The sequence below is a fragment of the Bacillus kexueae genome, from assembly GCF_022809095.1.
Taxonomy (GTDB): Bacteria; Bacillota; Bacilli; order Bacillales; family Aeribacillaceae; genus Bacillus_BZ; species Bacillus_BZ kexueae.
The window spans coordinates 69,896-90,586 of the sequence record NZ_JALAZE010000006.1; the positions used below are offsets into that span (position 1 = coordinate 69,896).

General features: G+C 39.0%; 15 protein-coding genes. 1 reads left to right on the forward strand and 14 read right to left on the reverse strand.

The window, feature by feature from the left end; genetic code table 11:
• Positions 1–121: 121 nt before the first annotated feature.
• From ML543_RS11405 to ML543_RS11445, 9 genes are all read right to left on the reverse strand, one after another.
• Positions 122–1,414, reverse strand: a complete 1,293-nt coding sequence (locus ML543_RS11405) for an ABC transporter substrate-binding protein (protein WP_243387493.1) — start codon at positions 1,412–1,414, stop codon at positions 122–124.
• A 379-nt stretch (positions 1,415–1,793) separates the two neighbouring features.
• Positions 1,794–2,726, reverse strand: a complete 933-nt coding sequence (locus ML543_RS11410) for an aldose epimerase family protein (RefSeq protein WP_243387494.1) — start codon at positions 2,724–2,726, stop codon at positions 1,794–1,796.
• A complete protein-coding gene (gene galT, locus ML543_RS11415) occupies positions 2,723–4,258 on the reverse strand; it encodes a UDP-glucose--hexose-1-phosphate uridylyltransferase (RefSeq protein WP_243387495.1) in 1,536 nt (511 codons plus the stop codon). Before galT ends, ML543_RS11410 begins: the two co-directional genes overlap by 4 nt.
• Positions 4,255–5,262, reverse strand: a complete 1,008-nt coding sequence (gene galE, locus ML543_RS11420) for a UDP-glucose 4-epimerase GalE (RefSeq protein WP_243387496.1) — start codon at positions 5,260–5,262, stop codon at positions 4,255–4,257. The genes galT and galE overlap by 4 nt, the downstream gene beginning before the upstream one ends.
• A 15-nt stretch (positions 5,263–5,277) precedes the next feature.
• The gene (locus ML543_RS11425; RefSeq protein WP_243387497.1) at positions 5,278–7,227 is read right to left on the reverse strand and encodes a beta-galactosidase; all 1,950 of its coding nucleotides are present in this window, start codon (positions 7,225–7,227) and stop codon (positions 5,278–5,280) included.
• 22 nt (positions 7,228–7,249) lie between these two features.
• Entirely contained in the window at positions 7,250–8,440 is a 1,191-nt protein-coding gene (locus ML543_RS11430) for a galactokinase (RefSeq protein WP_243387498.1), read from the reverse strand.
• Positions 8,441–8,833: 393 nt separating this feature from the next.
• On the reverse strand, positions 8,834–9,148 hold the full coding sequence (locus ML543_RS11435) for a hypothetical protein (protein WP_243387499.1): 315 nt from the start codon (positions 9,146–9,148) through the stop codon (positions 8,834–8,836).
• Between the two features lie 161 nt (positions 9,149–9,309).
• A complete protein-coding gene (locus ML543_RS11440; protein ID WP_243387500.1) occupies positions 9,310–11,535 on the reverse strand; it encodes an alpha-galactosidase in 2,226 nt (741 codons plus the stop codon).
• A gap of 253 nt (positions 11,536–11,788) precedes the next feature.
• Complete coding sequence (locus ML543_RS11445) at positions 11,789–12,334, reverse strand: hypothetical protein (protein ID WP_243387501.1); 546 nt, start codon at positions 12,332–12,334, stop codon at positions 11,789–11,791.
• A 47-nt stretch (positions 12,335–12,381) separates the two neighbouring features.
• Here ML543_RS11445 and ML543_RS11450 point away from each other — a divergent pair, with 47 nt between their 5' ends.
• Positions 12,382–13,971, forward strand: coding sequence for a solute:sodium symporter family transporter (locus tag ML543_RS11450; protein WP_243387503.1), 1,590 nt, complete (start codon positions 12,382–12,384; stop codon positions 13,969–13,971).
• Positions 13,972–14,023: 52 nt separating this feature from the next.
• Here ML543_RS11450 and ML543_RS11455 read toward each other — a convergent pair whose 3' ends face one another.
• The 5 genes from ML543_RS11455 to ML543_RS11475 form a co-directional block, all read right to left on the reverse strand.
• Positions 14,024–14,935: an AEC family transporter gene (locus tag ML543_RS11455; protein ID WP_243387505.1), complete on the reverse strand. Its 912-nt coding sequence runs from the start codon at positions 14,933–14,935 to the stop codon at positions 14,024–14,026.
• A gap of 17 nt (positions 14,936–14,952) precedes the next feature.
• Positions 14,953–16,383 (reverse strand): aldehyde dehydrogenase family protein, encoded by a 1,431-nt coding sequence (locus ML543_RS11460; RefSeq protein WP_243387507.1) that lies wholly within the window; start codon positions 16,381–16,383, stop codon positions 14,953–14,955.
• A 13-nt stretch (positions 16,384–16,396) separates the two neighbouring features.
• The gene (locus ML543_RS11465; protein WP_243387509.1) at positions 16,397–17,128 is read right to left on the reverse strand and encodes a GntR family transcriptional regulator; all 732 of its coding nucleotides are present in this window, start codon (positions 17,126–17,128) and stop codon (positions 16,397–16,399) included.
• 21 nt (positions 17,129–17,149) lie between these two features.
• Complete coding sequence (gene sftI, locus ML543_RS11470; protein WP_243387511.1) at positions 17,150–18,487, reverse strand: sulfoquinovose isomerase; 1,338 nt, start codon at positions 18,485–18,487, stop codon at positions 17,150–17,152.
• A gap of 150 nt (positions 18,488–18,637) precedes the next feature.
• Positions 18,638–20,686, reverse strand: coding sequence for an alpha-glucosidase (locus ML543_RS11475; protein ID WP_243387512.1), 2,049 nt, complete (start codon positions 20,684–20,686; stop codon positions 18,638–18,640).
• Between the last annotated feature and the right edge of the window lie 5 nt (positions 20,687–20,691).

Genomic DNA, 20,691 nt, shown 5'->3' on the forward strand with positions numbered 1-20,691 from the left:
TCCTCATGAAAATAATAACAAGCGAAAGACTCGCAATCTCCCAAGATGACCATCTCGATTTGAAAAAAGAGAGATTTAGAAGCCGAATAGTTGATTCGTTTCTAAATCTCCCCTCCTCAAATTAATGGCTGTTTACGTCACGCTTTGTACGATCAGCTAATCGATCTGCGGCTTCCTCTAACGCTTCTTTTACGTCTTTTCCGTTAAAGACATCGGCTTGCGCCTTAATTGCTTCATCTAAAGCTAGTGAGTAATCCTTCGTATAATAGGCAGTTGGCACATCTTTCATTTCCTCAGCGAACAGCTGCCAAATTTTCTGACCACCGAAGAATTCTACTTCACCGGTAAATACGTCAGAATCATAGACGGAATTTAAACTCGGGAATAAACCATATTTCTCCATCGCCATTAACTGAACATCATCTGTTGTAGCGAAATAGCTTAAGAAGTCGTATGCTTCCTCCGCATGCTCAGACGACGCTGGAATCATCCAGCTAGAACCACCTAAGTTAGAAGCGCGATTTTCTCCTTCTGAAAAGGCAGGAAGTAAGAATACGCCCCAATCTCCTTCAGAATCTTTTGCTTGATCGACAATTGTTCCGTAATACCAAGCACCAAATGGAATCGTTGCAACCGATCCGTCAATCGTAGCGGAAACAATACCGTTCCAGCCATCAACATCTTTAATTAAGTCTGCATCTGAAAATTTCTTTAACATTTCCATCGCTTGGACTGATTTTGGATTCGTTAAGTCAATGTTTCCTTCTTCATCAAAGTAAAATACCCCTTGCTGATTTAACATCATACGGAATGTCGGATCATCTTTAAATTTATCAAGCGGCATGGAGAATGCGCCTGTTTCATCTTTAATTTTTTGACCTGCCTCTAAGAAATCGTCCCACGTTTTGATCTCATCAGGATTTACACCTGCTTGCTCAAATAAGCTACGGCGATAAAACATTCCGCCTGGACCCGCATCAAATGGCATCGCATAAAAAGTGCCATCTACACTTGTTAAATCTTTCTTAAATTGCGGGAAAAGATTTGCATACTCATCAAATCCCTTTTCAGATAAGTTTAGGAATCCTTTCGGAAACGCTTCCACATAGCCGTGAATGCGATCATCTTCAACAAGCACAATATCCGGTAGTCCCGTACCACCAGCTGCTAAACCAGTCGATAATTTATCATACACATCAAGACGACCAAGGTCCTCCACTTTAATTTCAACATTTGGATGTTCCTCTTGATACTTCTCCATTGCTTCATTAAGTGCACCGACGTTTACATTCCACGCCCATGCCGTTAACGTTACTTTTCCATCTTCGCTACTTGCTCCCTCATTTGAACTACAACCAACGAGGATTAGCGAGAATACGAGTAAAAAACTAATCATGCCATATAGCTTTTTCATTTCCCCATTCTCCCTTCTATCACGCAAACTTCGTAAGCGTTTTCATTATCTGCAATTTTGATTTTAGTAAATTAACTGAAAATAGTCAATAATTTTAACTAAACTTTTTTACTAAAACATTATCTTATTTTTCTATTTTTTTATTAATATTTAACTTTGAAAGAAAGTAAGAAAAACGTAAAGCGCCCGCCTATCGGCGAAGGGCGCTGGAGGACCTGCAAGGAGGCTTCCGTCGCCACGGCAGGGCCGAAGCGACCCGAGCTGATGGCGCTTGGAGCTAGACACCAAAAAAACTGTAAAGAGAATACTGAACTTAAACGTTCTGTAACAATAAAAAAAACGCAAATCCTCCCCTACATAGGTAGATTTGCGCCTTATTTTATAAATCTTCCACTTTCATATTGAAAAACCATTCAACCGATTCATTCGCCGGTATTTGGGATACTTTACGAATTTTCTCCGCAACGTAAACATCATCGTATACACCGGTGCAGGGCTCTAAAGCAAAATTGTAATCTCCTCTGTAGCCACCTTGTGTTTTCCATACTCCTAAGTACGGAACTTGCTCAACCGGAAATTCATACGTTAATTGGCGAGAAATATCACGTTGAATAGCTTTACACCAACCTTCTCTTAACTTCTCTGTAAAGTAAAATTTTTCGCAAGTATTATTCTTTGATCCCATCATTTTACTCAAATCGATTGATTCATTCGTTTGAAGGGACACCGTCATAGGATACGAATGTCTCGTCCCCCACTCTCCTAAATGTACAGTGCTATGCTCGACTGACATAATCTCGTTTAAGTGAGCAGGAACGTCAATTTCCGAATGTTCATTTAAATTTAACAGTGCATGAGGAGTCCAAATGAATGAGAATGGTTGATTTCCTCTGTTTATCGCTCGATACGATATTTCTAAGCTCTCACCATTTAGTCGAATTGTTTTGTGTAAAATATACGGAAATCGTTCGCTTTGTACCGTCAAATGCAACGTTTCGCCATCTAACCTCGCATCCCACGGCATCGCCCAAACTTCCCCATGGTCCGGAACAACCTCACCATTTAAAGGATGAACCGTTTCATCAATACTCGGAAAAACTTCATCAAAGCCACTTGAATCATACTGGGAAAAGTCGGCTCCGTAAGGAGGAATAGTTAATTCTCCTTCTGCTTGAAAGAGCCACTCATAGTTCCCTTTTTTATCAAAGAGACTAGCTAATTTTCCGCCATAGGATGGAAGGACAATCGCCCGAATGACCTCGTTTTCGAATTGTAGCGCCTGTACTCCTTTATATACCGTTTCCTTTATCATCTTGCTTTCTCCACCTGAACGTTCGTTTGAATATGATGAATAAAACGACGGAACGCCTCTTTTCCTTCCGAAGTCCGTTTAAAGACTCCCGCATGCTCTAATACAGTTGAAAAAACTTTCCCCACTTCATGGCGTAATATATTTCCTACAGTATCTTTCGTAATATTCTCGTATCGGTTCAAGATAGCTTCTGCCCATTCGAAATGTTTGGCAGTTTTCTCATTTTCTTTTAAACGTTTTAAATCTCCGTCTACTAAATAGTGAGCGATTAGTTCCATCTCTTCTTTCAATCGTCCTGGTAATACAGCAAGACCCATTACTTCAATTAATCCGATATTTTCCTTCTTTATATGGTGTACTTCAGTATGTGGATGAAAGATACCAAGTGGATGCTCCTTACTCGTCCGGTTATTACGTAAGACGAGATCAAGTTCAAACTGATCACCGTTTTTCCGCGCAATCGGCGTAATCGTATTATGAGGCTCACCGTTTGTCGAAGCGAAAACGCCTACAGTTTCATCGCTATACGCCCGCCATAGCGAAAGAATTTCCGTCGCATTTTCAACCAACTTTTCATATGAAGTAGAGGTCAATCGTAAAACAGACATCGGCCAGCGAACAATCCCAAGTTGGACATCCTCACGTAACGAAAATGATTCTTCAATCGGTGCATTTGCCATCGGGAATGTGTGATTTCCACCTTGATAATGGTCATGACTTAAAATCGAGCCTCCCACAATCGGTAAGTCTGCATTGGAACCAATGAAATAATGTGGGAACTGGTCCACAAATTGGAGTAAACGTCTAAACGTTCCTTCATTGATGACCATTGGCCGATGTTCATCACAAAGAACGATCGCATGCTCATTGTAGTAGACGTACGGGGAATATTGCATTCGCCATCCTTCCCCATCAAGTTCTATCGGAACGACACGTAAATTTTGACGCGCGGGATGATTTAGCCTTCCGTTATACCCGACGTTTTCTTTACAAAGTAAACATTTCGGATATGCACTACTTTTCAGTTTTTTCGCTGCTGCGATCGCTTTCGGGTCTTTCTCCGGTTTGGATAAATTGATTGTGACTTCTAAACGCCCGTAATCCGTTTCGCTAAACCAATGCTCATTTTTCGCAATACGGTCGGTACGAATGTAATGCACATCTTTGCTCAATTCGTAAAAATAACGTGTCGCTTCTTCTTTATTCTCGTCATAAAGCCTTTTAAACGTACGAACGACTTCAGATGGACGCGGCGTTAGACACCCCATGATTTTTGTATCTAGTAAATCTCGATAAGTAACTGTGTTTTCTGAGATAATACCACGTTCGTATGCTATGTCTAGTAATCTCGATAAAATCGAAACAGGTGAATCTAGCGCTTCCTTTGGAACCTCAACCTCTTCATATTCATCCATTTGAAAGATATCTAACAAGCGATTAACGCAGTATTCCACATCCCATTTTGAAATCAACTGCTTTTGCAATCCATATTGAATAAGACGACCTATTTGAAGAGATAATTCTTTTGTCACACTTCTTTCCCCCTTGTGGATTCATACCCATTTGGATGTTGTTGAAACCACTTCCATGCAGTATCAATCATTATTTCTAACGATGCGTATTTCGGCTCCCATCCTAATTCTTTCATCGCCTTTTCGGAAGAAGCGACTAGCTTCGCTGGATCACCTGCACGTCTTGGTGCTACCTCTTCAGGAATAGCTTTTCCAGTCACTTTACGAGCCATTTCAATAACCTCTTTGACGGAGAAACCATTTCCATTCCCTAAATTGTACGTCGCACTTCCTTTTCCTTCTCGAAGGCGATTTAATGCTAATAAGTGCGCATCAATTAAATCATTGACGTGAATGTAATCTCGAATGCATGTGCCGTCTTTCGTATCATAATCGTCTCCGAAAATCATAATTCTTTCACGCTTTCCTAATGCGACTTGCAACACAATTGGAATTAGATGCGTCTCCGGTTGATGATCTTCCCCGATGATGCCGTTTGGATGAGCTCCCGCTACATTAAAATAGCGTAAAACAACGTGTTCAATCCCGTAAGCATCTTCTGACCATTTCAACATTTTCTCTATTGCTAGTTTCGTTTCCCCGTAAGGGTTCGTCGGATTCGTTTCATCTTCTTCCATGATTGGAATTTGTTTCGGTTCTCCATATGTTGCAGCGGTCGACGAAAAGACGATTCGCTTCACATCGAACTCATTCATTACTTTTAGTAAAGCGATTGCCCCTCCAACATTGTTATCATAATATTTCAACGGGTTACTTACACTTTCCCCAACGAGTGAATCCGCTGCAAAGTGAAGAACTGCTTCTATTTCATGCTTTTCAAATACAGAGCGTAAAAACTCCTCGTTGCGCAAATCTCCTTCATAGAAAGACATTCCCTCTTGAATCGCTTCTTCATGACCTGTTTGTAAGTTATCTACAACGACGACCTCTTCCCCTTTTTCTCGTAACGCAAAGGCAGCATGACTTCCAATATACCCTGCTCCTCCACAAACTAATACGGCCATTTTGCTCACTCCTAATTACCATTTTTGAATTTTGCTTTCAAAAGGCTTAAGTGTTTCTCCATTAAACTCTTTTTCATTCGCTGTATGGTTTAATATAAAGGCATATCGTTCTCCTTCTACTTCGCGAACATACACTTCAACCCCATCTTCTGACTGAACAAACTCAATCTTGTGATGATCAATAATTTCCTTTGCGATTGGCATTAAAACTTCTTCATTAACGCCGCCGCCAATGTAATACACGGTTCCGTTACCATATTGGTGCTTCGTAATAGCTGCACGTTCGTGATAAAACGGGTCATCGTACCGGTAATATGCTTCCGCCCCTTCCAATTGAATGAGGTCACGCCATACGGAGACTTCTCCTGTTTCCCCTTCATTCTCACCTACTCCAACAATCGGCACCAGTTGGTAATCAGATAAGGCTTCCGTCTCCACAACGCGAATACCCGCGAGGTCACGAACAAACCCTGGTAGAGGTTGTTTAAAATGAATGTTGTTATCTTTGTCTTTCAAACCTGTTCGGAACGAAAACACGATGGTTCCACCATTTTGAACAAATGCACGTAATCGTTCACTTAAAGACTCGTCAATGATTTGTAACACAGGGATGATGAGCACTTTATAACGGTTAAAATCTCGATCAACTGGAATGACATCCATTTTCGCATTCCATTTATAGAACGGTGTATACAGGCGCAGAAGCTCATTCGTAAAGTCAAATCCTTCACTTTGAACTTGGAATCGCCACGACCATATATTGTCGTAGTCATACAAGACAGCGATATCCGAAGAAATGTCTGACTTCAATAACTCATCGTATTGTCGGATATTCTCAAAGAGCGATTGCACTTCTTCGTATTTCCGTCCATACGTATTGTCATGGTCAACAATTCCGAAGCAGAATTGCTCGGCTCCTTTCGTCATGCCACGCCAACGAAAATAAAGCATATCCGTACAACCATGCGCAAACGCTTGATAAGACCACATTTTCGCTTGATTTGGACGCGGTAAATATCCGATGACATTATGCCCTTGTGCACCCATTAGCTCTTCAACAATCCAGTAGTTCTTACCTAATAATCCGCGGTTAAAATCATGCGTCATCGCAATATGTGCTGGTGTAATTGGTTCAGCCAATCCGCCCCAAACCGGATAATTGTCGTACGAGACAAAATCAAGTGGTCGGACATTTTCAGCATGATCAAACCATTTTTGAAAGAAACCACCAGATACGTTCGTCGTTACTTTTTGATGATCACCTTTATGCTTTTGAACAATTGCCGTCATTTCATGAGCGAATGAGTTCAGTGTCAATGAGCGGAAACGTGCCCATTCTAGTTGAAGGGTAGGATTATGTGTTGTAATCGTTTTGGTTGGCAAAGGAATTTCAGTAAAGTCGTTGTACGTTTGCCCCCAGAAAATCGTTCCGAAACGCTCATTTAGTTCGTCAATCGATTTGTATTTCGTACGCAAATACTGTTGAAACCCCTCATGACATTGAGAGCAATAACACATATCACTTCCCTCATGCCCAAATTCGTTATCAATTTGCCAGGCGATGATGGATTCTTCCTCACGGTAATGCTTCACAAGTTCTTCCGTTATTTTCGCTGCATATTTACGATAAATAGGTGAAGTAAAGCAATATTGCCTTCTTCCACCGAAAACTCGTTTTTGACCGTTTTCATCTTCCGATAAGATGGAAGGATGTTTTTTCGCAAGCCACGCCGGAAACGTTGCTGTCGGTGTACCAAACATAACGGCAATCTGTTCTTTCTTTAGCTTTTCAATCACTTCATCGAAGAAGGAAAAATCAAATGCCCCTTCTTCTTTCTCCATCAAATGCCAAGCAAATTCTCCGATTCGTACGATGTTAGCTCCAAGTTGCTTAATTCCGTTTATATCTTCATCCATCATTTCTTTCGGCCAATGCTCTGGATAATAGTCAACACCTAAATACATGCTCATTCACCTTCTTTAAAATTTATCGATTTACAACTTCAAGGTTTTCTGTCAACTCTTTCACGCCATCTCCTACATCAACAACATAAAAGCTTGCTTCATAACCAATTTTTTTAGCGTATTCAGAGCCAACACGAGATAAAAATGAATCAACCTCTTCATCTTTTACAATGTTTACCGTACAGCCGCCAAATCCAGCTCCCGTCATGCGTGCTCCAATCGTCCCAGGGTGATTCCACGCTGCTTCCACAAGAGTATCTAATTCAACGCCTGTCACTTCGTAATCTTCTTTTAGCGAAAGGTGAGATGCTTTCATTAATGCTCCAAACGCTTCCACATCCCCTTCTTGAAGCACCGTTACAGCTTTTAACGTCCGTTCATTTTCCGTAACGACATGACGAACACGCTTATATTCTTCCTCAGTTAACAAATGCTCCACTTGCTCAAGCTGCTTAGACGATAATTCAGCAAGCTGCTCAATCGAGAAAATAGATTGAATTTTTAAAAGGGCATTTTCACATGTTGTTCTGCGATCATTGTAGGCTGAATCTGCTAATCCTCGTTTTTTATTCGTATTGGCAATGACAATCTTTGCTCCTTTTAGAGGTAGTGGTAAATAGTCATACGTTAAATGATCACAGTTTAATAGAATGGCTTTTTCCTTTCTACCAAATCCAACCGCAAATTGGTCCATAATGCCACAATTAACCCCGATAAACTCATTTTCTACTTTTTGTGATAACTGAACTAATTCAAGACGGGTATAAGATAGTTCATACAAACGGTTCATCATAAACGCCGTCGCGAGTTCAATCGAAGCGGAAGACGATAATCCAGCTCCATTTGGAATCGTTCCAACAAAATAGAGATCCATTCCGTTCACATTAGATATCGACTTAGTCATTTCTTTTATGACACCGAGAGGATAGTTTGCCCACGCATTATTCTCATCGTATTCTAGTTGCCCAGTTGTCACTTCAATGATTCCTTCTTCCGGAAAATTCTCCGAATACAATCGTATTTTTTCATCGTTTCGCATGCGTACCACAACATACGTTCCAATTTCAAGCGCACAAGGCATTACGTGACCACCGTTATAATCAATATGCTCTCCTATCAAATTGACACGGCCGGGAGAGAAAAATGCTCGAATTTCCTTCCCCACTTGATCTGGATATATTTGAAAAAATTTTTCTTCTAATTGCTTCAACATAATTCCACTCCTTTTCAATCGTTCTCTTACACACCACTTATTGAAACCGCTTACGATTAAGGATAAAAAAACAATTCAAAACCATTTACCATTTTACTAAAAATTTTACTACCTTTCAGTAAAAACGTCTAGTGTTAATTTTGATTTTTTTAACATCGTTTTCACGTTAAGAACAACAGAAACACCTCTCCGATTAAGATGTTTTTACTCATACACATCATACTTTAGTACATGTACTTCTACGTTCACCAATGCGAATGACCACATAAGGTTCCGATTGTTCAAACTTCCCACCCTGAAATCTCATCTGTTTTGATAGAGCTATAGTTAGAACATCATTCACGCATCTGATTCTCGGAGAAAAAGCATAAAAAAAAGAGCCTATACGCTCCTTTAACGACTTTCTAATATTCGCTTAATGTCTCGGATTTCACTTTCATGCTTGACAGACCGAACCGCCAATGTATCAATCACCTTTTGTTGTTCTTCTAAAACTATTTTTAGTTCCTTCGTTTTTTCATCAATATGTTTCTCAACACTTTCAAAGTACATCCCTAGACTGCTAAAAAGATGCTCCTTGATGGTTTTAACATCTTGACTAAGCCTCTGTTGTCTTTCTTTCATTTCTTCTTGTGATTTTTGGAATCTTGCTTGTCCTATTTTCAGCTCTTGCAATTCGTTTAAAATGAGTCGTAACGTTTCTTCCAAGAAAATCACCCCAATCATCTTGCTTATACTCTAAGTATAAACGAAATGATGTAAAATGAACGTTAAAATTATTTCTATTTTTTTACATAGATGTTTGCATATAGACTTCTTTCAAAAAAAAGTAGCTCGAAACATAGTTCGAGCTACTATTAAAACTACAATTATTGAACGGCTTTTAAATGAATGATTTTAGAGGTGAAATCACCTATCATTTCTCGATTTGTTTGGTCAGTGCCTGAGAATTCCGGCTCAAGATGCATACCAATATGCATTAATTCATCACCAAAAAATGTTCTAACCTCACCATTTACCATATATTCCATATCTGGGTCGAGACCTTGCAAGGTAATTTTACGGAAGCCAGGATTCGGACGTGCTAACACTTGGTAATAACCAACGATTGCTTCAGTTCGATCCGTAGAAACTACCATCCAACTTGTCACGTTTTCTTCGAATGGACTTTCCAATCGATACAATGTCCCTGTTAAAAACAATTCGCGATGTTCCTTATAAAAGGCAATTTGCTTCTTAACCATATCTTTTTCTTCAGCCGTCATTTTTGTTACATCTAACTCATACCCGAACACACCAAAATACGCAACATCCCCTCGCATCTTCAAACTCGTTTCACGGAATACTTGATGGTTCGGGACGGCAGATACGTGCGCCCCAAGTGAACTTAATGGATAGGCAAACGTAGTACCGTATTGAATCTTCAAGCGCTCGACAGCATCTGTATCATCACTCGTCCACGTTTGCGGGGCGTAATAAAGCATTCCTGGGTCGAAGCGACATCCCCCACTCGCACACGATTCAAACAATACATGTGGAAATTCAGATGTTAAACGTTCGTACAAATCATACACTCCAAGAATGTAACGATGCGCCACTTCCATTTGCCGCTCTGCCGGTAAAGTCGCCGACCCAATTTCTGTCATGTATCGGTTCATATCCCATTTAACATAAGAAATATCGGCTTCATCTAACAAAGAAGACATTCGATTGTATATATAATCAACCACTTCTTTTCGTGAAAAATCAAGGACATATTGATTTCGACCATGGGATTGCGAACGATTTTCCACATGAATTAGCCAATCTGGATGCTTTTTGTACAATTCACTCTCCTTCGAGACCATCTCCGGCTCAAACCAAAGACCAAAAGACAGACCTAACTCTTTAATGTTTGATGCTAAAGAAGCGATGCCATTCGGAAGTTTTCGCTCGTCCACAAACCAATCACCTAACGAAGTAGTATCATCATCTCGTTTTCCAAACCATCCATCGTCTAAAACGAACAGTTCGACACCAAGTTGACTCGATTCTTTTGCAATCTCAAGAATTTTCTCTTCGTTAAAGTCAAAATAAGTCGCTTCCCAGTTATTAATTAAAACCGGTCTCACTTTATCCCGCCAAGGTCCTCTAACCAATCTTGTACGATAAAGCTCGTGATAAGTTTGACTCATTCCGTTTAACCCTCTATCGGAATACACCATAACCACTTCTGGTGTTTGAAACGATTCATTCACCTTTAACACCCATTGAAAGTCAAACGGATGAATCCCCATCGAGACACGCGCTACATCATAATGGTCGACTTCTACTTGCGCCAAGAAGTTTCCACTGTAAACAAAGTTGAAACCGAACACTTCTCCGATATGCTCTGTTGCATTCGGACGTTTTAACGCAATAAATGGATTTTGCTGCGAACTACTCGTCCCTCTTGTACTTGTGACACTTTGAATGCCAGGTTGTAATGCTCGACATTTTACGTGACGCTCACGAGCCCACGATCCTGATAGCTGAACCATTTCATAATCGGAATCAAAAAAATCGACACTTGCACTTAATGCTCTCGTTAACTTAAGGTCTTCACTCCCGAAATTGATAAATTTCGCACTTCTTGTGATAACATTAAACGCTTCATATACGGTATACAAAAGTTGGATTTCCGCCGAAATAACGTCATCAACTAACGTTATCAGTATTGTCGTGGCCTCTTCATCCCTTTCTACATATGTAGCTGGAAGCCCATCAAACCTCGGCTTCCCTGAGAAAATTTTATGGTCCCTATATGTAAAATTTGTAATCCGACTCCCGTTTTCTTGAAGAATTTGAAATGCTGGCTCACGATAATCAGATGTTCCGTAAGACGGATATTCTTGTTTTGTTTGATCAAGCGAGAAAGCTAAATCCCCTTCAAACACACATGATGCCGTCGCTCTCGCTTGCGTTTGGAATAAATGCGAAAAAGATTCTCGATGACGAACCTTCTTCCCATAATACAGGTGACCAAGTTGGAGATTGGGTAAGACGTGAAAAATGTAACTCACATCTTTTCCTTGTAAGTGAAACTCCATTGATTTTTCATTAAAAAAAATCGGCATAAACGCTACTCCCCTCCAGATAAAACACTAATAAAATTTTTACTAAAATATTAGTTGAATCATAGCAACGAATGATTTGTTATGTCAATACAAGGAAATGGAATCTACTAGAATCAACCACATAAACTTTGAAAAGAAAGCGGATTAATTGTGATATTTCTGAAAAATATTGTTGAATCATTGGATTTTTTCTGCTAATCTTGTCAATGTAAGGGTTTACTAAACTTTTTATTTTTTTAGTAAAAACCTTCGCTTACACACCACTTTTAGAGGTTCCTACCTCTTCATACAAAATCATGAAATGGCCGATTACTAAGATACCAGAAGTCATTAATTGTAGCAGAGGGTGGATGGAAAAGGCGAGAAACAAAAGATGCAAGGAAAGTACTTTTGTAATCGTTTTATTTCGCTCTCTTTTGAAAGCGTATAACAAATGACAGGCCATAAAAAAGGAGAATATGTAGAAAGGAATCATACATACTAACACGATGACACCGTTATCTAGCATTTGGGTTGTATTCATGAAAGACAATAGCCCAGTAAAAATCACTTCCATATAAAAGAAAAATTGAAATAGCTCGTACACTTGCCTAAACGGTTCAAACCTCTTATCGATTGTAATGATTTCATCGACTAAGCACCCGAACCAATACACATAAACAAGAGATAAGACACAGGATAACGAGATAAAAACCGAATCAGGCATATGTACGAACGGGAAGAGATAACTCAACACCAAACTAGCATACGCAAACAATCCGAGATAAGGTTTTGTCATTTTAGGAAATGGATACATCATCTTCACCTCTATACCATTTACAAATTTATTGATTAGGAGTGGATACTGTGGGTGTTTTGACCTTCGTTTCATTTTTATTTTTTACCGGACTTGTTGCTTTTATTTCTTACCGTTTTACTCGTAAAGAAAATTTAGAGACAGCTGATGGCTATTTTTTAGGCGGACGTAGCTTGTCTGCATGGGTCATTGCTGGTTCCTTAATGTTAACCAATCTATCAACAGAACAGCTTATCGGACTGAATGCACAAGGTTACGAGTTTAATATGTCTGTCATGGGTTGGGAGGTAGGATCTGCGCTCGCCCTTGTTATCGTTGCCTTGTATTTACTCCCAAGATACCTTAAAGGCGGTATTACAACGATTCCAGACTTTTTAGAAGAACGGTATGATTTTGGAACAAAACAAATTGTCACGATTTTATTCCTCTTTGGGTATGTTTTTAATCTTTTACCTCCAATTTTATATTCAGGTGCGGTTGCGATTAGTGCGATTTTTGATGTTCCTGAACTGCTCGGTGTCAGCCGAACAACTGCCTTATGGATTACCGTTTGGTCGATTGGGATCATCGGTTCCATTTATGCCATATTCGGTGGATTGAAAGCGGTTGCGGTATCCGATACAATTAATGGAATTGGGCTTTTAATCGGTGGTTTATTAATCCCAACCCTTGGATTAGCCGTTTTAGGTGATGGTTCTCCGATCGAAGGTTTCTCAAAAATTATGGAACATACGCCTGAAAAGTTAAATGCGATTGGGTCCGATACTGACCCTGTTCCGTTTAGCACGATGTTTACAGGTATGCTTCTCGTTAACTTGTTTTATTGGGGAACAGCCCAACATATTATGCAGCGTGCACTAGCCGCTAAAAACTTGAAAGAAGGACAAAAAGGAATTATCATCGCTGCCTTCTTAAAACTATTAGGTCCAATCTTCTTAATTTTACCGGGAATCATTGCGTTTAACCTTTTCGGCTCAAAATTAAACCCGATGGATGCTTATTCTGAGCTTGTAAACTATGTATTACCAAAACCACTTGTCGGCTTTTTTGCAGCCGTTTTATTCGGAGCGATCCTGTCTTCATTTAACTCGGCTTTAAACTCTACGGTTACGTTATTTGTGCTAAATATTTATAAACCGTATTTCAAACCGAACGCTTCCGATAAAATGCTCGTTCAACATAGTAAAGTCATTGGAATTATTCTCGCTTTATTCGCGATGACGGTTGCGCCATTAATCGAAAAAGCACCACAAGGATTTTTCCAATACTTACAAATTGTAAACGGATTCTATAATGTACCAATTTTCACTATCATCTTTATCGGATATGTAACTAAACGCGTCCCTGCCATTGCTGCTAAAATTTCTCTTCTGGTATTTATTTCGATTTACGCAGCAACTCAACTCGTTTGGGATACTGGCATTCATTTCTTACACATTTTAGCCATCTTATTCGTCCTTTGTTCGGCGCTTATGCTCCTAATCGGACGAATTAAGCCTAGAGAAACAGAATTCGTATTACAAGAAAAGCAAGCTGTTGAATTAACCCCATGGAAACTCGTCTACCCTATGGGAATAGCCGCAACGATTGCGATGATTATCGTTTATACAATCTTCTCTGGTGTTGGAATTGGGGCTTAAAAAAAGGTTCCGAAATCAGCTACAGCTGATTTCGGAACCTTTTTATTATTACTTAGAACAAGAAGGTTATTCCATACATAACGAAAGGTAGAGTAATTAGACTAGATAAAGTTGTAATAAGTGTGGCGCTCGATACAAATTCAGGATCGGTTTGAAACTCGATAGCTAGCATCGTCGTATTGGCAGCAGTTGGCATTGCAGCCATCAACACCATAATTTGCTTTAATATTTCATCTACTGGCAACATGAATACGATAAAATACGCAATCAATGGCGACAAAATCATACGTGTACCTAATGCAATCGATATCTTTAAAAAAGGTATCTCTTTTAACGATATCGTTGCCAGTTGTGCACCTAATATAATCATAATCGTTGGGATGGCAGCATCTGCTACCATATAAACTGCTTTCTCGATATTCTCTCCAAGCTCCAACTCTGCTAATTGAAACACGATTCCAAACATTGCTCCATATACTAGGGGCATTCGCGTTATCGCACGTAAGGAACTTTTTACACCACTATGTTTTTCACTTCCTTTTGCAGCATAATAAACGCCGACAGTTCCCATTAACAGTTGCTGAAACACCATAAGAATTACAGCATAATTCATACCAGTAGTTCCAAAGACAAATAAAACGACTGGTGTACCGTAGTTTCCATTATTCATAAATGCCGAAGACAAAATTAAACTACAAATCTCTTTTTCAGTGTATTTTAAAAAGAATCCTATTACATACAGAATTATAATAATACTTGCACATAATCCAATCGTATATAAAATCATGTAAGAATATGAAAAACTAATGTTTGTTTCATAGAAAGTGCGAAAAACTAAAAATGGCGATAAAAGATAAATCGCCATTTTTGAAAGCATCTTTGGATCAAACTTCAAAAAAGTTTGACCGATAAAGCCAATTGTGAAAATTAAAAAAATAGGAAGTAATATTTGCAAAAACGTCATGGCTTAGGAGTCCTAACCTATAGATTTAGTACGACGATTCTTTCTTCAGTCATTTCTTCAATCGCGTATTTTGGACCTTCTTTTCCTGTACCGCTTTTTTTCACACCACCATAAGGCATGTGATCAACTCGATAAGCAGATGCATCGTTCACGATTAATCCACCTACTTCAATACTCTTTGCAGCCTTCATCGCAAGCGATAAATCGTTTGTGAATAATCCAGCTTGCAAACCATAATCTGAGTCATTCACCCACTCAATCGCATCTTCGAAATCTCGATAAGGAACAATCGATACTACTGGACCAAACACTTCTTGTCGACATACTTTCATGGAAGGAGAGACGTTCGATAGAATCGTTGGTTCATAAAAAGCTCCTTGACGTTCACCGCCCAACTCAATTTTAGCTCCTTGTTCCACAGCTTCTTGAACCCAGCTTTCAACTCTTTCAGCATCGCTTAACCTGATCATTGGGCCAATATCCGTTGCTTCATCTAGAGGATTTCCTAATTTCAATTCTTTTGTATGAATCATAACTTTTTCTAAAAATTCTTCATAAACTTCTTCATGTACATAGACTCTTTGAACAGAGATACACACTTGCCCAGCATTATTAAAGCTTTTTTGAGTCACTAATTGGGCTGCTTTTTCAATATTTGCATCACGATGTACAATCGTTGCAGAGTTATTCCCTAGCTCCAATGTAACTTTGCGTAATCCTGCTCTTTCTCTAATATATTCGCCTACTCGAGGGCTTCCTGTAAAAGTAAACATATTTACATCACTGTTTTCAAGTAGCCATTTCCCCAGATCTGGGCCATGACCTGTTAATACGTGTAGCCTTCCCTTCGGTAAACCTGCTTCTTCAAATAACTTTGCAAGCTTCAAAGCACAAAGTGGAGTCAATTCAGCTGGTTTTACTATCATACTATTACCAGCAGCTAGACCTGGACCGATTTTATGACAAACTAAATTAAGAGGAACATTAAATGGAGTAATAGCAGCAACGACTCCGACAGGAACTTTAACAGTAAAGGCCATTCGATTTTCAGAACCTGGTGCTGCTTCTACAGGTACACCTTCTCCATGAATACGTTTTGCTTCTTCTGCAGAAATTCCTAACGTCTGTGCAGCTCGTTCAACCTCTCCACGAGATTCTCTAATTGGTTTACCGACTTCCCGTGCCAATATGCTTGCAAATTCTTCTTTTCGTTCAAGAAGTAACTCCGCTGCTTTTTTCAAAACTAGATAGCGCTTATAGGGTGAAAATTCTTTTTTAAGTGCATCCTTTGCACTTTGAACAGCGAGGTCAACATCTTCCTTATTGGCAATAGGGACATCCGCAATTTTCTCTTGAGAGAATTTGTCAAAGACCCCTATACTTTCATCTTTCACAATCCATTTACCATCTATATACATCTCTTGTTTTAATACCGTATTCGTATTCATAATCCCACTCCCTTTATCGTGTTAATTTTATCTGATATTCATAAAAATCACTTCGAAACTTAATATGTGTCCATTCAATAGGTAAATTATCAATACCAAAACTAAGTCGCTTTATATGAAGAAGTGATTGTCCGCCCTGAATGCCTAGTAAAGTTGCTTCATATGTTGTTGCATTGACTGCTGATATTTCATCCTTTGATCTTTTCAAAAAAATTCCGTTCCTTTCTAGCACTTCGTAAAAATTGAGCGTTGAAAGGTCCTCTTTTATAAATAATTCTCCAATACTTTCAGGCCAACAACTACGCTCAAAGGCAACAGGTTTTGTTTCGATGTATCGAATCCGCTCAATTAGAAGTAGTTTTGATTCCTGTTCACTGAGCTTTAATATTTTTTGCTCTCGAAATAAGTCATCTGCCCATATCACTCTTAAAACTTTTGAATTTGTTGCGAATCCTTTGTCCTTTACTTGTTCAGCAAACCCTCTCAAACCTTGTTGGTTCCCAACCAATCGAGGAAGTTTTACAACAGTTCCTTTTCCTTGTATTTTCTCTAAAATTCCTTCTTGAACGAGAAGTTCAACTGCTTGACGAATGGTTGTTCTGGATACTTGATACCTAGTCATTAGCTCTCGCTCAGTTGGAATTAGTTCATTAGGCTTCCATTCCTTGTTTCGTATTCTTTTGACTAACAAATGTTTGATTTGTAAGTAAAGAGGAAGATTTTTATTACTATCTACTTCCATCATAGTGATGATAACCTCTTCCTTTTAGATCGTTACAACCGGTAATTGTAGTCGTTTTGCTAAAAGTTCTAATTCTTCTTTCACATCGTCATATACGAGAGCAAAATGTGGTTCTACCCCTTCTTCCATTAACTTTACCAGCGAGTCAGAAACATCCTTACTCAGCTGAACTTCTACTGATGTGCCGTTGAATGGTTGTTTTGTATCTAATGCTTCGCCGTCAAATATAATCATCCTGTAGCCTTGTGGTGTATAACCAACACGAAAAATTGTAACTTTTCCTGGTTTTAAACCAAACTCCATCGTCAAGCCCAACTTTCGATTTGGATGCACCCCCGCTTTTGCTCCTGTTTTGGGATGCGCTAATGAATATGCCCCAGCTCCGCAATGCCAGAACACAACGGAATTATTCGTTTCATTTACATGAACTAAATCACCTAAGTAAGGAGCTTCTCCTTCCGACAATTGTTGCAATATATACATGGATAATGCCCCATGGATGTCTGATTCACACGAAGAAGGGACCTTAAGTTCTGTGAACTGGGATAAAACTGTACATGCAGCTGCTCCTAGCTCGTTAAAGAAATCGGGCCAACAACGAATTGCCAACGCGCGAATATTATTTGTATCAATATACTTTTGGACATAAGTAAAAAACTGGGCAAACCTTTGAACCGTTTCTTCATTTCTGTTGATGCCATGCACATATTTTTCAGCAATGTCGACAGCAGGCATCCATTCACTTTCTGGAAGATGAACACATTCTTTAAAAGCTTTCTTTAAGTCAAGCTGATCTGTCATTACTCCAAACACGCTTTCCAACTCTTCTTCTTTTGTGTCAGAGAAGAAAAAGCCTGGTGGATGATCTCCAATTACACCAATTTTCAATTTATTCAAATCACGAATAACTGATTGAACCTTTAATGTTTTCAGTAAATTTTGGTGAAGTTTAGGTTCGTCTGGATTTCCAAATAAAAATGAAAACGGGTGTTGATGATTTTTTAGTACATTGCACGTACTATTACCGCCCGTTAAAGAATTTAGTCGAAGTCTTCCTCCTACACTCGGTTCACGAACAGACCAGACAACAACATGCTCTGACCTTTCATTTATTATTGTTTGGATGAACTCTCCATCTGCAAATGTCACACTTTGATATAGTATCGCGTCGACTTCAACTTCTTTCATGTCACGTAAAAATAACTCTAGATCTTCTATACTTGTCACGATTTCACTTGGTGCATATACTTCTGAACAATTCATTTTTAACCAATCTATCGTTTTGACACGATACTCTTCTCCCACTTGTAAATCAAATGTTTTACGACCAATTGGTACATATAGTACACGGTGTTCTAACATTCCAATATTCCCCTTTTCATTGTTGATATTTCCATTATAAAGATAGTAACCTTTTATGTAAAGATAATAACAAGTTATTTTTCTATCAATTTTAAATTTTTAAATAAAAAAATGAAAGGGAAGTCACTTAATTGACTTCCCTTTCCCCATTTATTCTCCATACTTATGTCGAATCTTTTCAAATAATTCAATCCAAGAAGAGCCTTTTCGAACAAATACAGGTGGATACCCAATTTCTGCACTAATTCGTATATTTCCTTTTGAAAAAGACTGACCTGTCCATAAATGAATCCATTCATCTTCTGGTAAATACACATTCCATTCCTTTACACCTTCATGATATACAGGTGCTACAAGAATATCTCTACCATATAAGTATTGGTACTGAATCTCATATGTTTTTGGATCATCTTCATAGTGCATAAATAATGGACGCTGCACAGGAATTCCTTTTTCAGCATTCTCTTTCACGAGCATTTTTGTGTAGGGAGCTAAATCAACATAAATATTGGTCATGCGAGCAAAGTGTTTTAACGTTTCCTCATCCCCATCAAATTGGAAACAATCATAAGGGCGGTTCCCTTCATGAGAGCGCATGACAGGGGTAAATGTATTTAGATCAGTCCAACGAAGTAATAATTCCTTTGAACGCTTCATTCCGTGCAAGCTTGTATATCCTCCGATATCACTGTGATGAAGCCCCATCCCCGACATTCCAGATGATAAAGCAGCAGGGATCACTGATGCAAGACCGTCATCGAGACTCCAATCAACAGACTGGTCACCAGCCCATAAGAGCGTACAATATTTTTGGAACCCACTGTAACCAGCTCTCATGAAGTAAACAACTTCCCCTAACTTTCCAGCTTCTTTCACCGCTTCAAAATTCGTCTTCGCCCACAATTCTGGCCAAGCATTATGCATAAGCATCGGAGATTTACCATTTTTTAAAGTAACATCCGTAGGTAAATATTCTCCAAAATCAGCCATCCATCCATCTAACCCAAACGATATTAAATGCTCTTTTATTACTTGTTTATACCATTCTGTAGCGGCGGGATTTGTGAAATCTACAACTCCACAATCAAATTCACCAAAATCTACTAAATATGTCTCACCTTGATTATTTAGTGCAAGATACCCTTTTTCTTCCGCTTCTTTGAATAAGTCTCCTTCAACAGCAACATAAGGGTTGATATAGCCTAGGAAACGAACCCCCTGTTCTTTCCACTCTTTCAATTTATTGTCCAAGTTAGGGTATAACTCTCGATTCCACTTCCAATTCCACATGAGACGCTTCCCGAATGAGGTAATTCGCTCACCTTGCCAATCTTGACACCAAACGGCCCCCACTTTAATGCCATACGATTTAGCCAGATCCAATTTCTGTTGAACCGTTTCCGTTCCTCCTTGAATTGCTAACCACATTCCGTTGTAGGTCCATTCCGGTAATTCAGGTTGACGTCCAAAAAATGCGCTAACTTTCTGCACAAGTTCTAGAAAACTACTCGCTCCTTCAATCATTATATTTTTCGGCTCAGCCCATATTTGTAACTCATGAAAGTCATCATGGCGGAAATCAAAGTCAGAATATGCTGTCGTATCTACATGTAAGAAGTACTTTTTACTAGAAACAAACGTTGGTTGCGGATAATTCGTATGATAATAATCACCACCGGCTTTATCTTTCACATCTGCCTGCCATGTTACATACGTGTTTTTATTTCGGCCAACACCTGGTTCTGACGTCCAAAGAGGAAAATTCTTCCCCCTCAAATTAAAATGAGACATTTGTTCACCGCAGCCATATACTTTTTCATCTTTTGAAGCTTCAATTCTAATCCAATAGCGGTTATAGGTTTCATTCGATTTTAATAATTGTAGGTGAATTTTCTCATCCGTTACCTTCAGTAAATACGTCATAACTGGCTCTTGATCAATATGCATATAGAAATCTATGCAATATCCTGCTCCTACTTCTTTTACTTGACTATATCGAAGCGGAATTCTTTCTAAAAGATAATCCTCAATCTGGAAGTTACCTCGGTACATTTCCACTTTTTCTTTCCCGATTCCTACATAAAGCAATGGATCAGAAACACGATGAGAAAGAATGGGTTCTCCACTCCAATATACCGTCCACTCACCATCTTTCATTTGTACAGTCATTCCTTCGTTCTTTAAAACTTGGGTATTCATTCCCT

Coding starts and splice junctions, on each gene's coding strand:
- ML543_RS11410 (WP_243387494.1), bottom strand. CDS start 2,726: ATGATAAAGGAAACGGTATATAAAGGAGTACAGGCGCTACAATTCGAA.
- ML543_RS11445 (WP_243387501.1), bottom strand. CDS start 12,334: ATGATGTATCCATTTCCTAAAATGACAAAACCTTATCTCGGATTGTTT.
- ML543_RS11460 (WP_243387507.1), bottom strand. CDS start 16,383: ATGAATACGAATACGGTATTAAAACAAGAGATGTATATAGATGGTAAA.
- ML543_RS11425 (WP_243387497.1), bottom strand. CDS start 7,227: ATGTATTTAGGTGTTGACTATTATCCAGAGCATTGGCCGAAAGAAATG.
- galE (WP_243387496.1), bottom strand. CDS start 5,262: ATGGCCGTATTAGTTTGTGGAGGAGCAGGGTATATTGGAAGTCATGCT.
- ML543_RS11440 (WP_243387500.1), bottom strand. CDS start 11,535: ATGCCGATTTTTTTTAATGAAAAATCAATGGAGTTTCACTTACAAGGA.
- ML543_RS11465 (WP_243387509.1), bottom strand. CDS start 17,128: ATGATGGAAGTAGATAGTAATAAAAATCTTCCTCTTTACTTACAAATC.
- ML543_RS11430 (WP_243387498.1), bottom strand. CDS start 8,440: ATGTTGAAGCAATTAGAAGAAAAATTTTTTCAAATATATCCAGATCAA.
- ML543_RS11405 (WP_243387493.1), bottom strand. CDS start 1,414: ATGAAAAAGCTATATGGCATGATTAGTTTTTTACTCGTATTCTCGCTA.
- ML543_RS11475 (WP_243387512.1), bottom strand. CDS start 20,686: ATGAATACCCAAGTTTTAAAGAACGAAGGAATGACTGTACAAATGAAA.
- ML543_RS11455 (WP_243387505.1), bottom strand. CDS start 14,935: ATGACGTTTTTGCAAATATTACTTCCTATTTTTTTAATTTTCACAATT.
- sftI (WP_243387511.1), bottom strand. CDS start 18,487: ATGTTAGAACACCGTGTACTATATGTACCAATTGGTCGTAAAACATTT.